The following is a 17,933-nucleotide window of genomic DNA, read 5'->3' as shown; positions in this document are numbered from 1 at the left end:
GACACAAAGATGAAGTTCATCCACCCCCACGATGATGCCTGGCAGCGCGCCCCCGAGGACGAGGCCGCGCCCCAGCCTGCCGCGCACCGCCTGCTGAGCTGGGCCCAATGGCAGGCCGTGCGCGCCACCTGGCCGGCCCACCTGCCCGCGGGCGTGCAGATCTCCAACGACACCGATGTCGAGGTGCTCGAAGCCGACCTGCCCCGCCTGGGGCTGGTGGTGCTGCATTTCCCGAAGTGGACTGACGGCCGTGCGTACAGCCAGGCCCGCCTGCTGCGCAGCCGCTATCGCTTTGCCGGCGAAGTGCGAGCCGTCGGCGAGGTGCTCGTCGACATGCTGCCGCTGCTCGACCGCAGCGGTGTCGATGCCGTGCAGTTGCGCGCCGACCAGGACGAGGCCGCCGCTCGCCGGGCGCTCGAGTTCTTCAGCGGCTACTACCAGGGCGACGTGCACGACAACCGTCCCTTGTTTGCGCGCCGGGATGTTCGCAAGGAGACCGTGTCATGACGGCCATCGAACTCTACGCCCGCCCCTCGCCGGACTACGCGGCACGCCATGCGCATGCGCTGGCCGTGCTGCAGTCGGCCGCCGCCGAATTCCGCGGCCGTATCGTGCAGGCCACGAGCCTGGGTGCCGAGGACATGGTGCTCACCGACATGATCGCGCGCCACACCTTCGGTATTGCGATCGGCACGCTGCAGACTGGCGCACTGCACGCCGAGACGCTAGCGCTCATCCCGCGCATCGAGGAGCGCTACGGAGTGCGCGTCGAGATCTATGAGCCCCACCACGACGCTGTGGTGCACTTTGTGCGCAACCATGGCGAGAAGGCCATGTATGAAAGCATCGAGTTGCGCAAGCGCTGCTGCGCCATCCGCAAGCTCGAGCCGCTGTCACGCATGTTGCGCGGCCGGCAGGCCTGGATCACCGGGCTGCGCCGCGAGCAATCGAGCCACCGCGCCGAGGTGCCTTTCCGCGACTTCGACGACCAGCGCCGCGTCAAGCTCAACCCGCTGGCCGACTGGACCTGGAACGACATTTGGCACTACATCGCGACGAACGACGTGCCCTACAACCCGCTGCATGACCGGTTCTACCCCAGCATCGGTTGCGCCCCCTGCACACGCGCCATCGCGGTGGGCGAGGACTTCCGCGCCGGCCGCTGGTGGTGGGAGGACGAGAAGGCCAAGGAATGCGGCCTGCACGTCCCCCAGGACACCCCCCCTGCCGTTTCCCTGATCGGAGCCCGCCCGTGAACGCGCCCGCAAGCATCGACCAACTTCTGCCGGAACTCGACCACCGGCACCTCGACTGGCTCGAAGAAGAAGCCATTTTCATCCTGCGTGAGGCCGTGGCCGCCTTCGAACGGCCGGCCCTGCTGTTCTCGGGCGGCAAGGACTCCTGCGTGGTGCTGCGCCTGGCCGAGAAGGCCTTCAAGAACCACCTGGGCAACGGCGTCTTCAAGGGCCGCCTGCCCTTCCCTCTGGTGCATGTGGACACCGGCCACAACTTCCCCGAGGTGATCGAGTTCCGCGACCGCCGCGTGGCGGAAATGGGCGAGCGCCTCGTGGTGGGCCACCTGGAGGATTCGATCCGGCGCGGCACCGTGCGCCTGGCCCATCCGCTGGAGTCGCGCAACGGCCACCAGACCGTGACCCTGCTCGAGACCATCGAGGAGCACCGCTTCGACCTGATGATCGGTGGCGCCCGTCGCGACGAGGAGAAGGCCCGCGCCAAGGAACGCATCTTCAGTCACCGCGACAGCTTCGGCCAGTGGCAACCCAAGGAGCAGCGCCCCGAACTTTGGACGCTGTTCAACACGCGCATCCGTCCGGGCGAGCACATGCGTGCCTTCCCGATCAGCAACTGGACCGAACTCGACGTGTGGCTCTACATCGCCCGCGAGAACATCCCGCTGCCCAGCCTGTACTACGCCCACGAGCGCCAGATCGTCCGTCGCAAAGGCCTGCTGGTGCCGGTGACCGAGGTCACCCCGCCCCAGCCCGGCGAGACGGTCGAGACCGTGCAGGTGCGCTTCCGCACCGTGGGGGACATGACCTGCACCTGCCCAGTCGAAAGTCCGGCGGCCAACGCCGTCGAGATCGTCGCCGAAACGCTGAAGGTCACCGTGAGTGAACGCGGCGCCACCCGCATGGACGATCGCACCTCCGAGGCCTCGATGGAACGTCGGAAAAAAGAGGGGTACTTCTGATGACCGCTGCCGTTCACTCTCCACAGATCACGGACCATCGCGCCTTGCGCTTCCTCACCGCCGGCAGCGTCGATGACGGCAAGAGCACGCTGATCGGCCGGCTGCTTTACGACAGCCGCGCCATCCTGGCCGACCAACTCGACACGCTGGAGAAGAAGGCCGCCGGCCAGCCGATCGACCTGTCGTTGCTCACCGACGGCCTGGAGGCCGAGCGCGAGCAGGGCATCACGATCGACGTGGCCTACCGCTACTTCGCCACCAAGCAGCGCAAGTTCATCATCGCCGATGCGCCCGGCCACGAGCAGTACACCCGCAACATGGTGACGGCCGCCGCCGGCAGCGATGCCGCCGTGGTGCTGGTGGACATCACCAAGCTCGACGTGACGGCCCAGCCGGTGGCCTTGCTGCCGCAGACGCGCCGCCACGCCCTGCTGGCCCACCTGCTGCGCGTGCCCAGCATCGTGTTCGCCGTGAACAAGCTCGACGCGGTGAGCGACCCGGCCCAGGCCTACACCGCCGTGCGCAACGCCCTGCTCGACTTCGCCGAGCAAGCCGGCATCCAGGTCGCCGGCATCGTGCCCGTCTCGGCCCTGCGCGGCGACAACGTCACCCAGCCGCTGGATGCCCCCTGGTACGACGGCCCCTCGCTGCTGCAACTGCTCGAAACCCTGCCCACGGTGCAAGAGCGCATCAGCGGCCATCTGCTCGTTCCCGTGCAGTACGTGGCCCGCGAAGGTGAAGGCACCGGCAACCAGCCGCGCACGCTGTGGGGCCGCATCGCCCACGGCCAGGTGAAGGCAGGCGACGCCGTGCAGATCCTTCCCAGCGGCGAGACCGCCGTGGTGGCGCAGGTGCGCCGTGCCGGCAGCGTGGTTGCCTCCTGCGTGGCCGGTGAATCGGCCGGCATCGTGCTCGACCGCCAGCTCGACGTCTCGCGCGGGGACTGGATCGCCACACCCGGCACAGCCCGCACCGCCCAGCGCTTTGCGGCCACGCTGGCCTGGCTCGACACCGAGCCGGCCGTCGTGGGACGCAAGTACTGGGTGCGCCACGGCAACCGCTGGGTACAGGCCCGCATCACGGCCATCGACAGCCGCCTGGACATCCACAGCCTGCAGCCCACCGAGGCGCACGAGCTGGCCGTCAACGAGATCGGCCACGTCACCGTCGAAACGCAGCAGCCCCTGCCGGTCGAACCCTATGCGGACAACCGTGTCGGCGGTGCGCTCATCGTCGTCGATCCGAGCAGCCACCGCACCAGCGGGGCCCTGCTCGTGAAGTCGGTCGGCTGAGGCGCTCACGGACCATGGGCAGGATCGCCTTCATCGGAGCCGGCCCCGGGGCGGCCGACCTGATCACTGTGCGCGGCGCCCGGCTGCTGGCTCAGGCCGACGTCGTGCTGCACGACGCCTTGACCGACCCCGCCCTGCGCGAGCTCGCCCCCCGGGCGCGCTGGATCCATGTGGGCAAGCGCGGCTTTTGCGATTCGACGGGCCAGGCCGCGATCAATGCGTTGCTGGTGCGTCATGCGCGCGAAGTGGATCTGGTGGTCCGGCTCAAGGGCGGCGATCCCAGCGTCTTCGGACGGCTGGAAGAAGAACTCGAAGCCGCCGCGGCCGCAGGCCTGGCCACCGAGGTGGTGCCCGGCGTCACGGCCGCGCTGGCCGCGGCCGCGGCCAGCCAGCGCCCGCTGACGCGCCGCGGCACCGGTCGCAGCATGAGCCTGACCACGGCCATGACGCGCGCCGGCGATCTGCATGCCAGCCGCAGCGCCGACACCGAGGTCTTCTATATGGCCGGCCGCCAGCTCGGCGCCTTGTCCCGCCGCCTGCGGGAGGCCGGCTGGCCGGACGACACCCCGGCCAGCGTGGTCTCACGCGCCGGCTGGCCCGATGAACTGCACAGCGACCATACCGTGGCCAGCCTGGCCCAGGCCAGCGTACTGCACGCAGGACGCCCGGCCGTGGTCATCGTCGGCTGCGGCGCCCGGCCCGTGTCCGCCGTCCCACGCCGGTTTCACCGTGCTCACGGGGCCGACCCGGCCGACAAGGTGGTTGCCCCCGGTCAAGACATGGGCCCCGGCCCCCGGCCTTAGAATCCCTGCCAATGCCTCCGAGCGGTCGGCTCGCTGCGGTGCTCCGGCCCGGCTCCTGTTTCCTCCTCCATTCCTCGAGACTCCCCCTATGACCCACGTCGTGACCGAAGCCTGCATCCGCTGCAAGTACACCGACTGCGTGGACGTGTGCCCGGTGGATTGCTTCCGCGAAGGCCCCAATTTCCTGGCCATCGACCCCGACGAGTGCATCGACTGCGCGGTGTGCATCCCCGAGTGCCCAGTCAATGCCATCTTGCCGGAGGAGGACGTGCCCGGCGACCAGCAGCATTTCATCGCGCTCAACGCCGAGCTGTCCAAGATCTGGCCGAGCATCACCAAGCGCAAGGCGCCCCTGCCCGATGCGGACGAGTGGAAAGACCGCACCGGCAAGCTGTCCGAGCTCAAGCGCTGAGGCCTTGCCATGGACACGCCTGAGAGCACGCCGCCCATCGAGACCGATGCCGTCATCGTCGGCGCCGGCCCGGTGGGCTTGTTCCAGGTGTTCGAACTGGGCCTTCTCGAGGTCAAGGCGCACATCATCGACTCGCTGCCCTATCCCGGCGGCCAGTGCATCGAGCTCTACCCCGATAAGCCCATCTACGACATCCCGGCCGTGCCGGTGTGCACCGGCAAGGAGCTCACCGACAACCTGCTCAAGCAGATCGAGCCCTTCGGTGCCACCTTCCACCTGGGTCAGGAGGTCACCGAGGTCCGGCGCCGCGAGGACGGCCGCTTCGACCTGGCCACCGCCAGGGGCACGCGCTTCATCACCCGGACCGTCTTCATTGCCGGTGGCGTCGGCGCCTTCCAGCCCCGGCTGCTGAAGGTCGACGGCATCGAGAAGCACCACGACCGCCAGGTCTTCTACCGCGTGAAGAACCCGGCCCAGTTCGCCGGCAAGAACCTCGTCATCGTGGGCGGGGGCGACTCCGCCTTGGACTGGACGCTCAACTTCGCCCAGGACGGCCCGAACCGGGCCGAAAGCGTCATCCTCATCCACCGCCGCGACGGCTTCCGCGCAGCGCCCGCGTCGGTCGCGCGCATGAAAGAGCTGTGCGATGCGATGGAAATGCAGTTCGTGATCGGCCAGATCACCGGCATCGAGGAGCAGGGCGAACGGCTCACCGGCGTGAAGGTCACCGGCAGTGACGGTGTGACGCGCGTCGTGCCGCTGGACATGCTGCTCGTCTTCTTCGGCCTGAGCCCCAAACTCGGCCCGATCGCCGAATGGGGCCTGGCGCTGGAGCGCAAGCAGGTCGTGGTCGACACCGAGAAGTTCGAAACCAGCATTCCCGGCATCTTTGCCGTGGGCGACATCAACACCTACCCGGGCAAAAAGAAGCTCATCCTCTCGGGCTTTCACGAGGCTGCACTGGCTGCCTTCGGCGCCGCGCCCTACATCTTCCCGGACAAGCGCATCCACCTGCAGTACACCACCACCAGCCCCAAGTTGCACAAGGTGCTGGGCGTCGAGACCCCGAACTTCGACGACTGACGCGGCCCGCGCGGCTGCGCGATAATCCGCATGGCTGCGCAGCCTGCTGCACAGCCTTCCGCTAGGGGTGTTGGGCCTGCCAGGGCCCGGCTGAGACAGTCCCTTTGAACCTGATTGAGGTAATCCTCGCGCAGGGAAGCGTCCGAATGGCTGGCCCGCCCGCTCCCACGGGCCCCCTCCTTCCGCCGCCGCCCTGCGTCTTGCCAGAAGAGTTCGCAGATGGCCGCCGCAGTACGTCGTTTCTCGCCCTTCATTGCCCCCGCCCTTCGCCCGGTGGCGCTGGCCTGCCTCGCGCTGATGGCGTGTGGAGCCCGGGCGCAGGCCGCCTCCGACGCCTTGCCCGCCATCACCGTCACCGGCCAGGCCCCCACCGCCCGCGCCGAGGTGGGCGGCTTCGGCGCGGTACCGCTGGCGCGCACCCCCCTGTCGGCCACGGTGATTCCCGAAGGCGAGCTCAAAGACCGCGGCGCCACCCGCATGGCCGACGCCGTGAGCCTGGATGCCGCCGTGAGCGACAGCTACAACTCCCAGGGCTACTGGGACTTCCTCTCGGTGCGCGGCTTCGTGCTCGACAACCGCTTCAACTACCGCCGCGATGGCCTGCCCATCAACGCCGAGACCTCCATCCCGTTGGACAACAAGGCCGCGCTCGAAGTGCTCAAGGGCACCAGCGGCATCCAGGCCGGCACCAGCGCACCGGGGGGTTTGGTCAACCTCGTCGTCAAACGCCCCGAAGGCCGCGTGCGCAGCGTGGAACTGGGCTGGCGCAGCCGCCACACCGTGGGCACGGCGGCCGACATCGGCGAGCGCTTCGGCCTGGATGAGCGCTTCGGCCTGCGCGTGAATGCCGCCTACGAACACCTCGATTCGCCTCTGCGCAGCGACACCGGCCAGCGACGCCTGCTGGCCGCGGCCGGCGACTGGCGCCTCACCCCGGCCACCACCATGGAAGCCGAAGTCGAGACCAGCCGCCGCAGCCAGCCCAGCCAGCCCGCCTTCAGCCTGTTGGGCGACACCCTGCCCGCGCCGACCGACCCACGCATCAACCTCAACAACCAGAGCTGGTCGCAACCTGTCGTGATGGACGCCCTCGCCGCCTCGCTGCGCGTGCGCCACCGGCTCGATGCCGACTGGCGCCTCACGGCCCACCTGGGCACACAGCGGCTCGAGACCGACGACCGCCTGGCTTTCCCCTACGGTTGCGATGCGCAAGGCCGCTACGACCGCTACTGCAGCGACGGCAGCTTCGATCTCTACGAGTATGTCAGCGACAACGAGCGGCGCCGCACCCACGCGCTCAACCTGTCTGCCGATGGCCGCTTCAAGCTGGGCGGGATGCAACAGACCCTCACGGCTGGCGTGCTGTTCAGCCGCTACAAGGCACGCCTGGAAGATCAGATCTACCGCTGGGCCGGCACCGGCACGATCGACGGGCAGACCCAGGTGCCGCCGTCCGACCGACAGCCCGACCCCAACACGAACCGCACCGAGCGCTCCACCGAGTTCTATGTGCGCGACGCGATCGAACTGGCCCCGCGCTGGACGGCCTGGGCAGGCCTTCGCCACACGCGATTGCACCGCAGCACTGAACGCACCAGCGGCGATCCGCAGGCCACCGACTACCGCCAATCCATCACCACGCCCTGGCTGGCTCTGAGCCATGAGTTCAGGCCGCGTCACATGGTCTACGCCAGTTGGGGCCGCGGGGCCGAATCCGAAGTGGTGCCCAACCGGGCCCGCTACACCAACGCCGGGCAGGCCTTGCCCAGTCTGAGGAGCCGGCAGGTGGAACTGGGCTTCAAAGGCCGGTCGGAGGGTCTGCAGTGGGGTGTGGCCTATTTCGACATCAAGCGTCCAGTGGCCTCCGACCTCGGCACCGACTGCTTCGACGACACGGTCGGGGACACCTGCACACGCCGGTTCGACGGCGATGCCCATCACCGTGGCTTGGAAGCCGCCGCTGCCTGGGACTTCGGCCCCTGGCGCCTGAGCGGCAGCGCGATGGGGCTGCACGCCCGCCGCACGGGGGCGGCCGACGCGAGCCTCAACGGCAAACGCCCTGTCAACGTGCCGGCCCACACCGTGAAAGCCGGCGTCGAATACCGCGTCACCGCCCTGCCCGGCCTGCGCCTGGCCGCTGCCATGGTGCACGAGGGCGACCGCATGGTGCTGGCCGACAACAGCGTGCACATCCCGTCCTGGACCCGCTTCGACATCGGCCTGGTGCACCACCACCGCGTGGCCGGCACGGCCCTCACCTGGCGCGCCGGCATCGACAACCTCACCGACAAGCGCGCGTGGCGCGAATCGCCGCTCCAATACGGCCACGCCTTCCTCTACCCCCTGGCACCGCGCAGCTTCCGGCTGTCTTTGCAGGCGGACTTGTGAGCCCCGAAATTTTCTGGCTATAATTCAAGGCTCTGTTCCCCGATAGCTCAGTCGGTAGAGCGACGGACTGTTAATCCGCAGGTCCCTGGTTCGAGCCCAGGTCGGGGAGCCAAAAAACAGAAAAGCCCTGCACGTGCGTGCAGGGCTTTTGCTTTTGGCTTTGTTTTAGCGCCTCAGGTCGCGGTGCCGGAGGGGCTGCTGCGGCCCAGACGCCTCACCAGCCAGTGGGCTCCCACCGCGAGCGCCAGCAGCGTCAGCATGCCCAGCCCCCATCCGATCCACACGAGCGGGGCGAGCCAGCCGGCCACGGCCCCCACCGCCGGCATGATGGCCTGCCCCGCCTCGATCAGCCACTGGAGCTGTGAACGCAGGAGTTCCAGCCAGGCCGGATCGATCCAGACGCCCAGCCAGGGCGGCAGGGGAGCCTGCAAGACGGCCTGGGCCGCACGGCCGGCCTCGGCCGCGTTGATCGCTTGGACGGACCACTGGACAAGTTCCGCCAACACCCATGCTCCCAAGGTCCACAGTGCGGCAAGCACGGTCCAAGCCGCCCAGATCACGACACGCATCACACCCTCCGTCTCAACAGTCCCCCCTGCCGAAAGGGGACCGGGGACGGTGAGATCTGCTCGTACGCCCGAGGTTCCTGGACTGTTGCGCACCGACAAGCGCATGACGGCATCCGCGGCTCGTGGCCGTCCGCGCCCCTTCACTGGCCAGAGGAGGTTTCAGGCGCAGGCGACGGCATTGCGTCCAGCGGCCTTCGCGCGATAGAGCGCATCGTCTGCGCGCTTGAGGACCTCATACAAATCGTCATTGGGCCCCAGGGCAGCCGCCACGCCGACACTGACCGTCACCGGCAGTTGGCCGGGCTGCGTCCGAAAGACGTCTTCACGCAATCGTTCGGCCACGGCCTTCGCCTGGGCGAGGTCGGCATCGAGCAAAACCATCACGAACTCCTCCCCGCCGTAGCGGATGGCCGCATCGCTTTGGCGGGCATTGCGTTGGAGACAACGTGCGACATCCACCAACACCGCATCGCCTCGATCATGGCCGTGCCTGTCATTGACCGCCTTGAAGTGGTCGATGTCCAACATCAACACGGCAAACGGCCGGCGCGGCAGCGGGCGTGCCGCCACCGTGCGTGCCACACTTTGCAAGCTGCGCCGGTTGCCCAACCCGGTCAGTTCGTCATGGACAGCCAACACAGACAGCGCTTGGTTATCCGCCTGTGTCAAGTGGATTTGCTGTTGCAGCTGCTCATTGAGCAAGCGCAATCGCTCATGGGCATCTCGCAGTTGCTCGGCTTGTTCTTGCGCCCTGCGGCGAGCATCGATGAGGGCTTGCTCGAAATCTTGGCGCTCTTGGGCGCCGAACAGCAGCCAGACGTAATGACCCCACGGCGGCGAACCCAAAGCCTGAGCGCCGACGTAAGCCCCCAGCCGCCGCCCCTGGGGTTGCCAATGCGCGAACACCTCGGTCACGCCCCCGTCGCGCCGCAACGTCGGCCACACATGGGTTTCAAAGAATATCCGGCCGGCCGCCGTGAGCCACTGACTGAATTGAAGCTCTCCTGCGCCTTCGTCGCCTGGGGCCGCCAGCCCGGCCCATTCGGCCAAGCGCTGGTTGTAGCTCAACACCCGACCTTGGCCATCACTCACCCAGCAGGGAGCTGGAATTTCGTCCAGGCCCATCCCTGCTGGTGACGACAGGTTCGATTCAGGTCGACAACACGTCACGCATCGCCTCGATGACCAGATGAGGATGGCTCATGTGGGCGCAATGCCCGGCCACATCGAGCACCTGCAAGCGGCTTTGCGGCAGATGGGCATGCAGGTACTCCCCCACCGACACTGGAGCCAAGGCATCGCGGGCATGCTGCAAAATCAAGCAGGGCGTGGGCACCTTCGGCACATCAGCCCGGTTGTCGGAAAAGAACGTCGCTTCCGCAAAGGTCTTGGCCATCACCGGATCGGTCGAGCAAAAACTCTCGCGCAAGGTGCGGCGCACGGGCTCATGCCCTGCGGCCACCGCCGGCGCCAGCACATCGGCCCAGCCCATGTAGTTGTGCTCCATCAGTTCGAGCAGCTCGACCAAGTCCGACCGCTCGAACCCCCCACTGTAAGGCGGGTCGTTGACGAAACAAGGATTGGGCCCCACCAAGATCAAATGCCGGAACCACTGCGGCCGTTCGATGGCTGCCAGCATGGCGATCGAACAGCTCACCGAGTGGGCCACCACGACCACATCGCGGGTCAATCCGGTGGCTTCGCACACCTCCAGCAGGTCTTGTGCGTAGCCTTGGAGGTGGCGATATCGGTGCGCCGAGAACGCTGCCGGGTCTGAGCGCCCCGAACCGACGTAATCGAACAGCACCTGCCGGTGCTGCCCGCGCCAAGCGGGTGTGATGTCCGCCCACATGTCTTGATGGCAACCAAAACCGTGGGCGTATAGCAGGGCCGGGCCCGGGCCGGGCAGATCGGTGATGTGATTGCGTCGCCAAACATCCATGGTGCCGGCTCCTTCTTCTTGACTGCCGTGGCGATCGCGTCCACCGCCTGGGCTCGCCGTCGCTGCACAGAGCCAGGAACAGCCCGCCAATCTCCGGGATGCTCCTCGGTTATCGGCGGCAGCCGAGGACACTTTAGCGCCGCTTTGCCGTCACTGGAACGGCTGGGGCTGGACGGCCCAAGCCGCCGGCCCAGCGGGGTCACTGGTGTTGCGACTTGGCGTAGTTGGCGATGCCGCTGGCCACCTCGGCCTTGGCCGCCTCGGGCCCGTCCCAGCCCTGCACCTTGACCCACTTGCCCGCTTCGAGATCCTTGTAGTGCTCGAAGAAGTGCTGAATGGCCTTCAGGCGCATCGGGTTGATGTCCTCGGGCTTTTTCCAGTGGTCGTAAATGGGCAGGATCTTGGTGGTGGGCACGGCCAGCAGCTTGGCGTCGCCACCGGCTTCGTCTTCCATCTTCAGCACACCGATGGGGCGGCAGGTCACCACCACGCCGGGCGTGAGCGGAAAGGGCGTGATCACCAGCACGTCCACGGGGTCGCCGTCGTCCGACAGGGTCTGGGGCACGTAGCCGTAGTTGCACGGGTAGTGCATGGCCGTGGTCATGAACCGGTCGACAAAGATGGCGCCGGTTTCCTTGTCGACCTCGTACTTGATCGGGTCGGCGTTCATCGGGATCTCGATGATCACGTTGAACTCTTCAGGCGCCTTGGCGCCGGGGGTCACGTTGTGCAGGCTCATGGCGGGTCGGATGAATCGCGAGGGAAAACCCGGATTCTACCGAGGGCCCTTGCAGCGCCCTGACACCCGGCCACGGTGCGATTGGCGTGGTGTCCGCTGGTAAACACGGGGCGAGCCGTCATTGCGGCACCGCAGGGCTTTGCGTAGCATGGGCCGGCCAACGTGGCAAGCCAAGACCACGGGCCTTCGATCACCATCGGATCACCAAAGGAAGGAGCCCTTTCATGTCCACCGATTTGGCGCTGTATTTTGCGCTCGTGTGTGGCGTGGCCGCCGTCGTCTACGGTTTCGTGTCACGCACCTGGATCCTGAAGCAGGAAGCGGGCAACACCCGTATGCAGGAGATCGCCGCGGCGATCCAGACCGGCGCTGCGGCCTATCTGGCGCGGCAGTACAAGACGATCGCCATCGTCGGCGTCGTGCTGGCGGTGCTGATCGGCATCTTCATCGATGGCGCCACCGCCGTGGCCTTCGTCATCGGGGCCGTGCTCTCGGGCGCCTGCGGGTTCATTGGCATGAATGTGTCGGTGCGTGCCAATGTGCGCACCGCGCAGGCGGCCACCCGGGGCATCGACGCCGCCCTGGCGGTGGCCTTCCGCGGCGGTGCGATCACCGGATTGCTGGTGGTGGGCCTGGGCCTGCTGGGTGTGGGGGTGCTGTTCTGGTTCCTGATCATGAACGGACAGGTCACCCCGGTCACGCCACTGTCCACCGTGCTCAAGCCGCTGATCGGTCTGGCCTTCGGCTCTTCGCTCATTTCGATCTTCGCTCGCCTGGGCGGGGGCATCTTCACCAAGGGCGCCGACGTGGGGGCCGACCTGGTGGGCAAGGTGGAAGCCGGCATCCCCGAGGACGACCCTCGCAACCCGGCGGTGATCGCCGACAACGTGGGCGACAACGTGGGCGACTGCGCCGGCATGGCCGCCGACCTCTTCGAAACCTACGCCGTGACGCTGATCGCGACCATGGTGCTGGGCGCCCTGATGATCACGGCCTTCCCGATGCAGGCGGCCGTGCTGCCGCTGGCACTCGGCGGCTTTTCGATCGTCGCTTCCATCATCGGCTGTGGCGCGGTCAAGGCCTCGCCGGGCATGAAAAACGTGATGCCGGCCCTCTACAAGGGCCTGATCGTCTCGGGGGTGATCGCACTCGTCGGCTTTTTCTTCATCGTGAAGTGGGTGATGCCCGACGACGCGCTGTACGCCAGCGGCACCCAGCTTCGCCTGTTCGGCGCCGCCGCGGTGGGCCTGGTGCTCACGGCGCTGATGGTGTGGATTACCGAGTACTACACCGGCACCGACTACTCGCCCGTCAAGCATGTGGCCAAGGCCTCCACCACCGGGCACGGCACCAACATCATCGCCGGCCTGGGCGTGAGCATGAAGTCCACCGCCTGGCCGGTGATCTTCGTGTGCGCGGCGATCATCGTGAGCTACCTGCTCGCCGGCCTGTACGGCATCGCGATTGCCGCCACCTCCATGCTCAGCCTGGCCGGCATCATCGTGGCCCTCGATGCCTACGGCCCCATCACCGACAACGCCGGCGGCATCGCCGAGATGTCCGAGTTGCCCCAGTCGGTGCGTGACGTCACCGACCCGCTGGACGCCGTGGGCAACACCACCAAGGCCGTCACCAAAGGCTATGCCATTGGCTCGGCCGGCCTGGCCGCGCTGGTGCTGTTCGCCGACTACACCCATGGCCTGGAAGCCGCCGGCCACCATGTGAGCTTCGACCTGTCGAACCACATGGTGATCGTGGGCCTGTTCATCGGCGGCCTCATCCCCTATCTCTTCGGCGCGATGGCGATGGAAGCGGTGGGCCGGGCGGCGGGCAGCGTGGTCGAGGAAGTGCGCCGACAGTTCAAGACCATCCCCGGCATCATGGAGGGCACGGGCCAGCCCGAGTACGGCACCGCCGTGGACATGCTCACCAGTGCGGCCATCAAGGAGATGATCCTCCCCTCGCTGCTGCCCGTGGTCGTGCCGATCCTGGTGGGCCTGCTGCTCGGCCCCGAGGCGCTGGGCGGCCTGCTGATGGGCACCATCGTGACCGGCCTGTTCGTGGCGATCTCGATGTGCACCGGCGGCGGCGCCTGGGACAACGCCAAGAAGTACATCGAGGAAGGCCATTACGGCGGCAAGGGCAGCGAAGCCCACAAGGCGGCCGTCACCGGCGACACCGTCGGCGACCCCTACAAGGACACCGCCGGACCGGCCGTGAACCCCTTGATCAAGATCATCAATATCGTCGCGCTGCTGATCGTGCCGCTGCTGCCGGTGAGCACGGCCACGAAAGCCGAATCGGCGCCTGCGGCGCCGGCCGTCCAGGCACAGGTCGCGGCCTCCATGGTCACGCCGGCTGCGACCCTGACCGCCGCCCGCTGAGCCGGCCCCCTCCTTTTGCAACGCCCGCCTCGCGCGGGCGTTGTGTCGTGGAAAGCCCCCCTCAAGTCGCCCCGGGTTTTCGGCATTGCTTCACGCCCATGACGGGGTTCGATCTGCCAAGGTTGGGCCCGCCATGCTTCAATGCCTGCCATGGGACATGCCGTGCGAACTCGAGGCTTGAGCGGACCTGCGATCCGGCCAGCGCTGGCATTGGCCTGTGCTTGTACGTCTGCATGGGCCCAGGCGCGCGACTCGACCATCGCGCTGGCCGCCCCGGCGTCCCCACAGACCGCGCTCATCACCACGGCAGCGGCAACGGGTCCGGCAATACCGCAGCCGGCCCGGAAGAAGGTGTCGACGACCAAGACGCCCCAACAGCAACGTCTTGCCCGGCCAGCTCCCGTGAGCCCGCCGGCGCTCAATCTTCAGCTCGCCGATGCAGCGTCCACGCCCAAGCCGATGGGGGCGTCCCGCGCTGCGCCGCTGGCCTGGGCCAGTCCCGAGCGTCCAGCCAGCGGCCTGGATCTGCGGCCCCCGGTGTCGGACCGCTGGTGGATGAACGCCCGCCTGGTGGACAACGGCGACCGCCACCCCGAGCCGGGGCTGACGGTCGGCGTCAAGTTCAAGTTCTGACCGGCGCCCCGGGTCAGCGTCGCGCCGGCGGCACGTCGGTGCAGGTGCCGTGCGCCACCTCGGCGGCCATGCCAATGCTCTCGCCCAGCGTGGGGTGGGGGTGGATCGTCTTGCCGATGTCCACCTCGTCGGCGCCCATCTCGATGGCCAGCGCGATCTCGCCGATCATGTCGCCGGCGTGGGTGCCCACGATGCCGCCCCCCACGATGCGATGGGTCTCGGCGTCGAAGAGCAGCTTGGTGAAGCCCTCGTCACGGCCGTTGGCGATGGCCCGGCCCGAGGCCGTCCAAGGGAACAGACCCTTCTTCACCTGGCGGCCCTCGGCCTTGGCCAGGTCTTCGGTCAGGCCCACCCAGGCCACCTCGGGGTCGGTGTAGGCCACGCTGGGGATCACCCGGGCATCGAAGGCCGCTTTCTGGCCCGCGGCCACCTCGGCTGCCACATGGGCCTCATGCACCGCCTTGTGCGCGAGCATGGGCTGGCCGACGATGTCGCCAATCGCGAAGATGTGCGGCACGTTGGTGCGCATCTGGAGGTCCACCGGGATGAAGCCGCGGTCGCTCACCGCCACGCCGGCCTTCTCGGCGCCGATCTTCTTGCCGTTGGGGCTGCGGCCCACGGCCTGCAGCACCAAGTCATAAAGCTGCGGCTCCTTCGGCGCAGCCTCACCCTCGAAGCTCACGAGGATGCCGTCGGCCGTCGCCTGGGCGCCCACGGTCTTCGTCTTGAGCAGAATGTGGTCGAAGCGCGGGGCATTCATCTTCTGCCACACGCGCACCAGGTCGCGGTCGGCGCCTTGCATCAGGCCGTCGAGCATCTCCACCACGTCCAGGCGGGCGCCCAAGGTGGAGTACACCGTACCCATCTCCAGGCCGATGATGCCGCCGCCGATGATGAGCATGCGCTTCGGGGCATGCTGCAACTGCAGCGCGCCGGTCGAATCGACGATGCGGGGGTCGTCGGGCAGGAAGGGCAGGCGCACCGCCTGCGAACCGGCCGCGATGATGGCCTGCTTGAAGCGGATGGTCTGCGTCTTGCCGGTCTTGTCCTGGCCCTCGCCGGTGGTTTCCTCGACCTGCACGTGATGCGGGTCGACGAAGGTGCCGTAGCCACGCACGATGGTGACCTTGCGCATCTTGGCCATGGCGGCCAGGCCCCCGGTGAGCTTGCCCACCACCTTGTTCTTGTGGGCCAGCAGCTTGCTGCGGTCCACCGCAGGCTCGCCGAAGCTCACCCCCAGGTCGGCGAAGTGCTTCACCTCGTCCATCACCGCCGCCACATGCAGCAGCGCCTTGGACGGGATGCAGCCCACGTTCAGGCACACCCCCCCCAGCGTGGCATAGCGCTCCACCAGCACCACCTTCATGCCGAGGTCGGCTGCACGGAAGGCTGCCGAGTAGCCGCCGGGGCCCGCGCCCAGCACGAGCATGTCGCACTCGAGGTCGGCGCCGCCGGCATAGGTGGAGGCCACAGGGGCCACAGGGGCCACTGTGGCAACGGGCGCTGGCGCAGCAGCGGGAGCGGGTGCAGAAACAGGCGTCGGTGCCGCCGCACCGGCTTCCTGTGCTTCCAACAGCAGGATGACCGAGCCCTCGTTGACGGTGTCACCCACCTTCACCCGCAGCTCCTTCACCACGCCGGCCAGGGGAGAAGGGATCTCCATCGACGCCTTGTCCGACTCCACGGTGATGAGGCTCTGCTCGGCCTTCACCGTATCGCCGGGCTTCACCAGCACCTCGATGACGCCCACGTCCTTGAAGTCGCCGATGTCGGGAACTTTGATCTCGATGATGGACATGCCGCGCTCCTTACAGCATCACCCGGCGGAAGTCCGCCAGCACCGAAGCCAGATAGGCGTTGAAGCGGGCGGCAGCCGCGCCATCGATGACGCGGTGGTCCCAGCTCAACGACAGCGGCAGGATCAAGCGAGGCTGGAAGGCCTTGCCATCCCAGCGGGGCTCCATGGTCGAGCGGCATACACCCAGGATGGCCACCTCGGGCGCGTTGATGATGGGGGTGAAGTAACGCCCCCCGATGCCGCCCAGCGACGAGATCGAGAAGCAGCCACCACTCATCTCGGCCGGGCTGAGCTTGCCTTCGCGGGCCTTGGCGGCCAGCTCGCTCATTTCCTGGCTGATCTGCAGGATGCCCTTCTTGTCGGCATCCTTGATCACCGGCACCACCAGGCCGTTGGGCGTGTCGGCCGCAAAGCCGATGTGGTAGTACTGCTTGAGTACGAGCTGCTCGCCATCCAGGCTGGCGTTGAACTCGGGGAACTTCTTCAGGGCCGCGACCGAGGCCTTGATTAGGAAGGCCAGCATCGTCACCTTGATGCCGCTCTTCTCGTTTTCCTTGTTGAGCTGCACGCGGAAGGCTTCGAGCTCGGTGATGTCGGCATCGTCGTGGTTGGTGACGTGCGGGATCATCACCCAGTTGCGGTGCAGGTTGGCGCCGCTGATCTTCTTGATGCGCGAAAGGTCCTTGCGCTGCACCGGGCCGAACTTGCTGAAATCGACCTGCGGCCAGGGCAACAGGCCGGGGAAGCTCCCCGCTCCTGCCGCCGCGGCCGGCGCCTTGGCCTTCTGGGCCTGGGTGTGGACCTCGCCGGCCATGACCTGCTTGACGAAGCGGTGGACGTCGTCCTGGGTGATGCGTCCCTTCGGGCCGGTGCCGGGCACCTCGGCCAGCGGCACGCCCAGCTCCCGCGCCAGCCGGCGGATGCTGGGGGAGGCATGGGGCAGTGACCCGGGCGATGCGGGCGAAACGATGGCTGGCGTGGGCGTGGGTGCAGGCACGACGGATGCAGGCCCAGCGGCCGGGGCCGGTGCCGCAACCGGCGTGGCGGGCGCCGCAACGGGAACAGATGGCGCCGCAGCAGCCGTGCCGCCCGCCGTCTCGATCAGGGCGATCGGTGTGCCCTTGGACACCTTGTCACCCACCGCCACCTTCAGCGCCTTGAGCACACCGCCATGCGACGACGGGATCTCCATCGAGGCCTTGTCGGACTCCACCGTGATCAGGCTCTGCTCGGGCACGATGGTGTCGCCGGGCTGGACCAGCAGCTCGATCACCGCCACATCGCTGAAGTCCCCGATGTCGGGCACGACCACCTCGACCACACCGCCCGACGCGGCCGGCGACGGTGCCGGAGTCGGCGGGGGCGCGGCGGCTGCCACCGGCGCAGGCGCAGCCACCGGCTCAGGTGCAGGCGCGGCTGCAGCCCCCTCAGCGTCCACCACCAGCAACACGCTGCCTTCGCTGACCTTGTCGCCCAGCTTCACCTTGAGCTCGCGCACGACGCCGGCATGCGTGGAGGGGATCTCCATCGACGCCTTGTCGCTCTCCACTGTCACCAGACTCTGCTCCACCGAGATGGTGTCGCCGGGTTTGACCAGCAGCTCGATGATCTCGACGTCCTTGAAGTCCCCGATGTCGGGCACCTTCACTTCGATCAATGCCATGTTCTTGTCCCCGTT

16 protein-coding genes, 1 tRNA gene and 1 riboswitch are annotated in these 17,933 nt (G+C 67.7%); of the genes, 11 read left to right on the top strand and 6 right to left on the bottom strand.

Annotated features, from left to right (window positions below; translation table 11 throughout):
* The first annotated feature begins 9 nt into the window (after positions 1-9).
* From ACK42S_RS01760 to ACK42S_RS01720, 9 genes are all read left to right on the top strand, one after another.
* Positions 10-507 carry a DUF934 domain-containing protein gene (locus ACK42S_RS01760; protein ID WP_409702613.1) on the top strand — a complete coding sequence of 166 codons (498 nt, stop codon included), beginning with the start codon at positions 10-12 and terminating at the stop codon, positions 505-507.
* Positions 504-1,256, top strand: coding sequence for a phosphoadenylyl-sulfate reductase (locus tag ACK42S_RS01755; protein WP_409702611.1), 753 nt, complete (start codon positions 504-506; stop codon positions 1,254-1,256). Before ACK42S_RS01760 ends, ACK42S_RS01755 begins: the two co-directional genes overlap by 4 nt.
* Positions 1,253-2,212, top strand: a complete 960-nt coding sequence (cysD, locus tag ACK42S_RS01750) for a sulfate adenylyltransferase subunit CysD (protein ID WP_409702609.1) — start codon at positions 1,253-1,255, stop codon at positions 2,210-2,212. The genes ACK42S_RS01755 and cysD overlap by 4 nt, the downstream gene beginning before the upstream one ends.
* The gene (locus ACK42S_RS01745) at positions 2,212-3,504 is read left to right on the top strand and encodes a sulfate adenylyltransferase subunit 1 (RefSeq protein ID WP_409702607.1); all 1,293 of its coding nucleotides are present in this window, start codon (positions 2,212-2,214) and stop codon (positions 3,502-3,504) included. Before cysD ends, ACK42S_RS01745 begins: the two co-directional genes overlap by 1 nt.
* Before the next feature lie 14 nt (positions 3,505-3,518).
* Positions 3,519-4,307: a uroporphyrinogen-III C-methyltransferase gene (gene cobA / locus ACK42S_RS01740; RefSeq protein WP_409702605.1), complete on the top strand. Its 789-nt coding sequence runs from the start codon at positions 3,519-3,521 to the stop codon at positions 4,305-4,307.
* 88 nt (positions 4,308-4,395) lie between these two features.
* Complete coding sequence (fdxA, locus tag ACK42S_RS01735; RefSeq protein ID WP_409702604.1) at positions 4,396-4,719, top strand: ferredoxin FdxA; 324 nt, start codon at positions 4,396-4,398, stop codon at positions 4,717-4,719.
* 9 nt (positions 4,720-4,728) lie between these two features.
* Complete coding sequence (locus tag ACK42S_RS01730; RefSeq protein WP_409702602.1) at positions 4,729-5,802, top strand: NAD(P)/FAD-dependent oxidoreductase; 1,074 nt, start codon at positions 4,729-4,731, stop codon at positions 5,800-5,802.
* A 53-nt stretch (positions 5,803-5,855) separates the two neighbouring features.
* Positions 5,856-5,956, top strand: a riboswitch (TPP riboswitch).
* A gap of 65 nt (positions 5,957-6,021) precedes the next feature.
* The gene (locus ACK42S_RS01725) at positions 6,022-8,190 is read left to right on the top strand and encodes a TonB-dependent siderophore receptor (protein ID WP_409702600.1); all 2,169 of its coding nucleotides are present in this window, start codon (positions 6,022-6,024) and stop codon (positions 8,188-8,190) included.
* A gap of 36 nt (positions 8,191-8,226) precedes the next feature.
* Positions 8,227-8,302 (top strand) — tRNA-Asn (locus ACK42S_RS01720).
* Between the two features lie 61 nt (positions 8,303-8,363).
* Here the strand turns inward: ACK42S_RS01720 and ACK42S_RS01715 are convergent.
* The 4 genes from ACK42S_RS01715 to ppa all read right to left on the bottom strand — a co-directional run bounded on the left by ACK42S_RS01715 (position 8,364) and on the right by ppa (position 11,440).
* Positions 8,364-8,759: a hypothetical protein gene (locus ACK42S_RS01715; RefSeq protein WP_409702598.1), complete on the bottom strand. Its 396-nt coding sequence runs from the start codon at positions 8,757-8,759 to the stop codon at positions 8,364-8,366.
* A 159-nt stretch (positions 8,760-8,918) separates the two neighbouring features.
* Complete coding sequence (locus tag ACK42S_RS01710; RefSeq protein ID WP_409702596.1) at positions 8,919-9,827, bottom strand: diguanylate cyclase; 909 nt, start codon at positions 9,825-9,827, stop codon at positions 8,919-8,921.
* A gap of 82 nt (positions 9,828-9,909) precedes the next feature.
* Positions 9,910-10,701: an alpha/beta fold hydrolase gene (locus tag ACK42S_RS01705; protein WP_409702594.1), complete on the bottom strand. Its 792-nt coding sequence runs from the start codon at positions 10,699-10,701 to the stop codon at positions 9,910-9,912.
* Positions 10,702-10,900: 199 nt separating this feature from the next.
* Entirely contained in the window at positions 10,901-11,440 is a 540-nt protein-coding gene (gene ppa, locus ACK42S_RS01700) for an inorganic diphosphatase (RefSeq protein WP_409702593.1), read from the bottom strand.
* A gap of 224 nt (positions 11,441-11,664) precedes the next feature.
* Between ppa and ACK42S_RS01695 the strand changes: the two genes are divergently transcribed.
* Together ACK42S_RS01695 and ACK42S_RS01690 are read left to right on the top strand one after the other, a co-directional pair.
* Positions 11,665-13,824 (top strand): sodium-translocating pyrophosphatase, encoded by a 2,160-nt coding sequence (locus tag ACK42S_RS01695; RefSeq protein WP_409702591.1) that lies wholly within the window; start codon positions 11,665-11,667, stop codon positions 13,822-13,824.
* Between the two features lie 402 nt (positions 13,825-14,226).
* Entirely contained in the window at positions 14,227-14,457 is a 231-nt protein-coding gene (locus ACK42S_RS01690) for a hypothetical protein (RefSeq protein ID WP_409702589.1), read from the top strand.
* A 13-nt stretch (positions 14,458-14,470) separates the two neighbouring features.
* On the opposite strand, the gene lpdA is transcribed toward ACK42S_RS01690, so the two are convergent.
* Together lpdA and aceF are read right to left on the bottom strand one after the other, a co-directional pair.
* Positions 14,471-16,255 (bottom strand): dihydrolipoyl dehydrogenase, encoded by a 1,785-nt coding sequence (gene lpdA, locus ACK42S_RS01685; RefSeq protein ID WP_409702587.1) that lies wholly within the window; start codon positions 16,253-16,255, stop codon positions 14,471-14,473.
* A 10-nt stretch (positions 16,256-16,265) separates the two neighbouring features.
* The gene (gene aceF, locus ACK42S_RS01680) at positions 16,266-17,918 is read right to left on the bottom strand and encodes a dihydrolipoyllysine-residue acetyltransferase (protein ID WP_409702585.1); all 1,653 of its coding nucleotides are present in this window, start codon (positions 17,916-17,918) and stop codon (positions 16,266-16,268) included.
* Positions 17,919-17,933: the final 15 nt, after the last annotated feature.

The sequence above is a fragment of the Caldimonas sp. genome (assembly GCF_046289365.1).
Classification (GTDB): domain Bacteria; phylum Pseudomonadota; class Gammaproteobacteria; order Burkholderiales; family Burkholderiaceae_C; genus Caldimonas.
The sequence above is the reverse complement of the archived record's forward strand: the minus strand, read 5'-3'. Positions and strand labels throughout refer to the sequence as shown.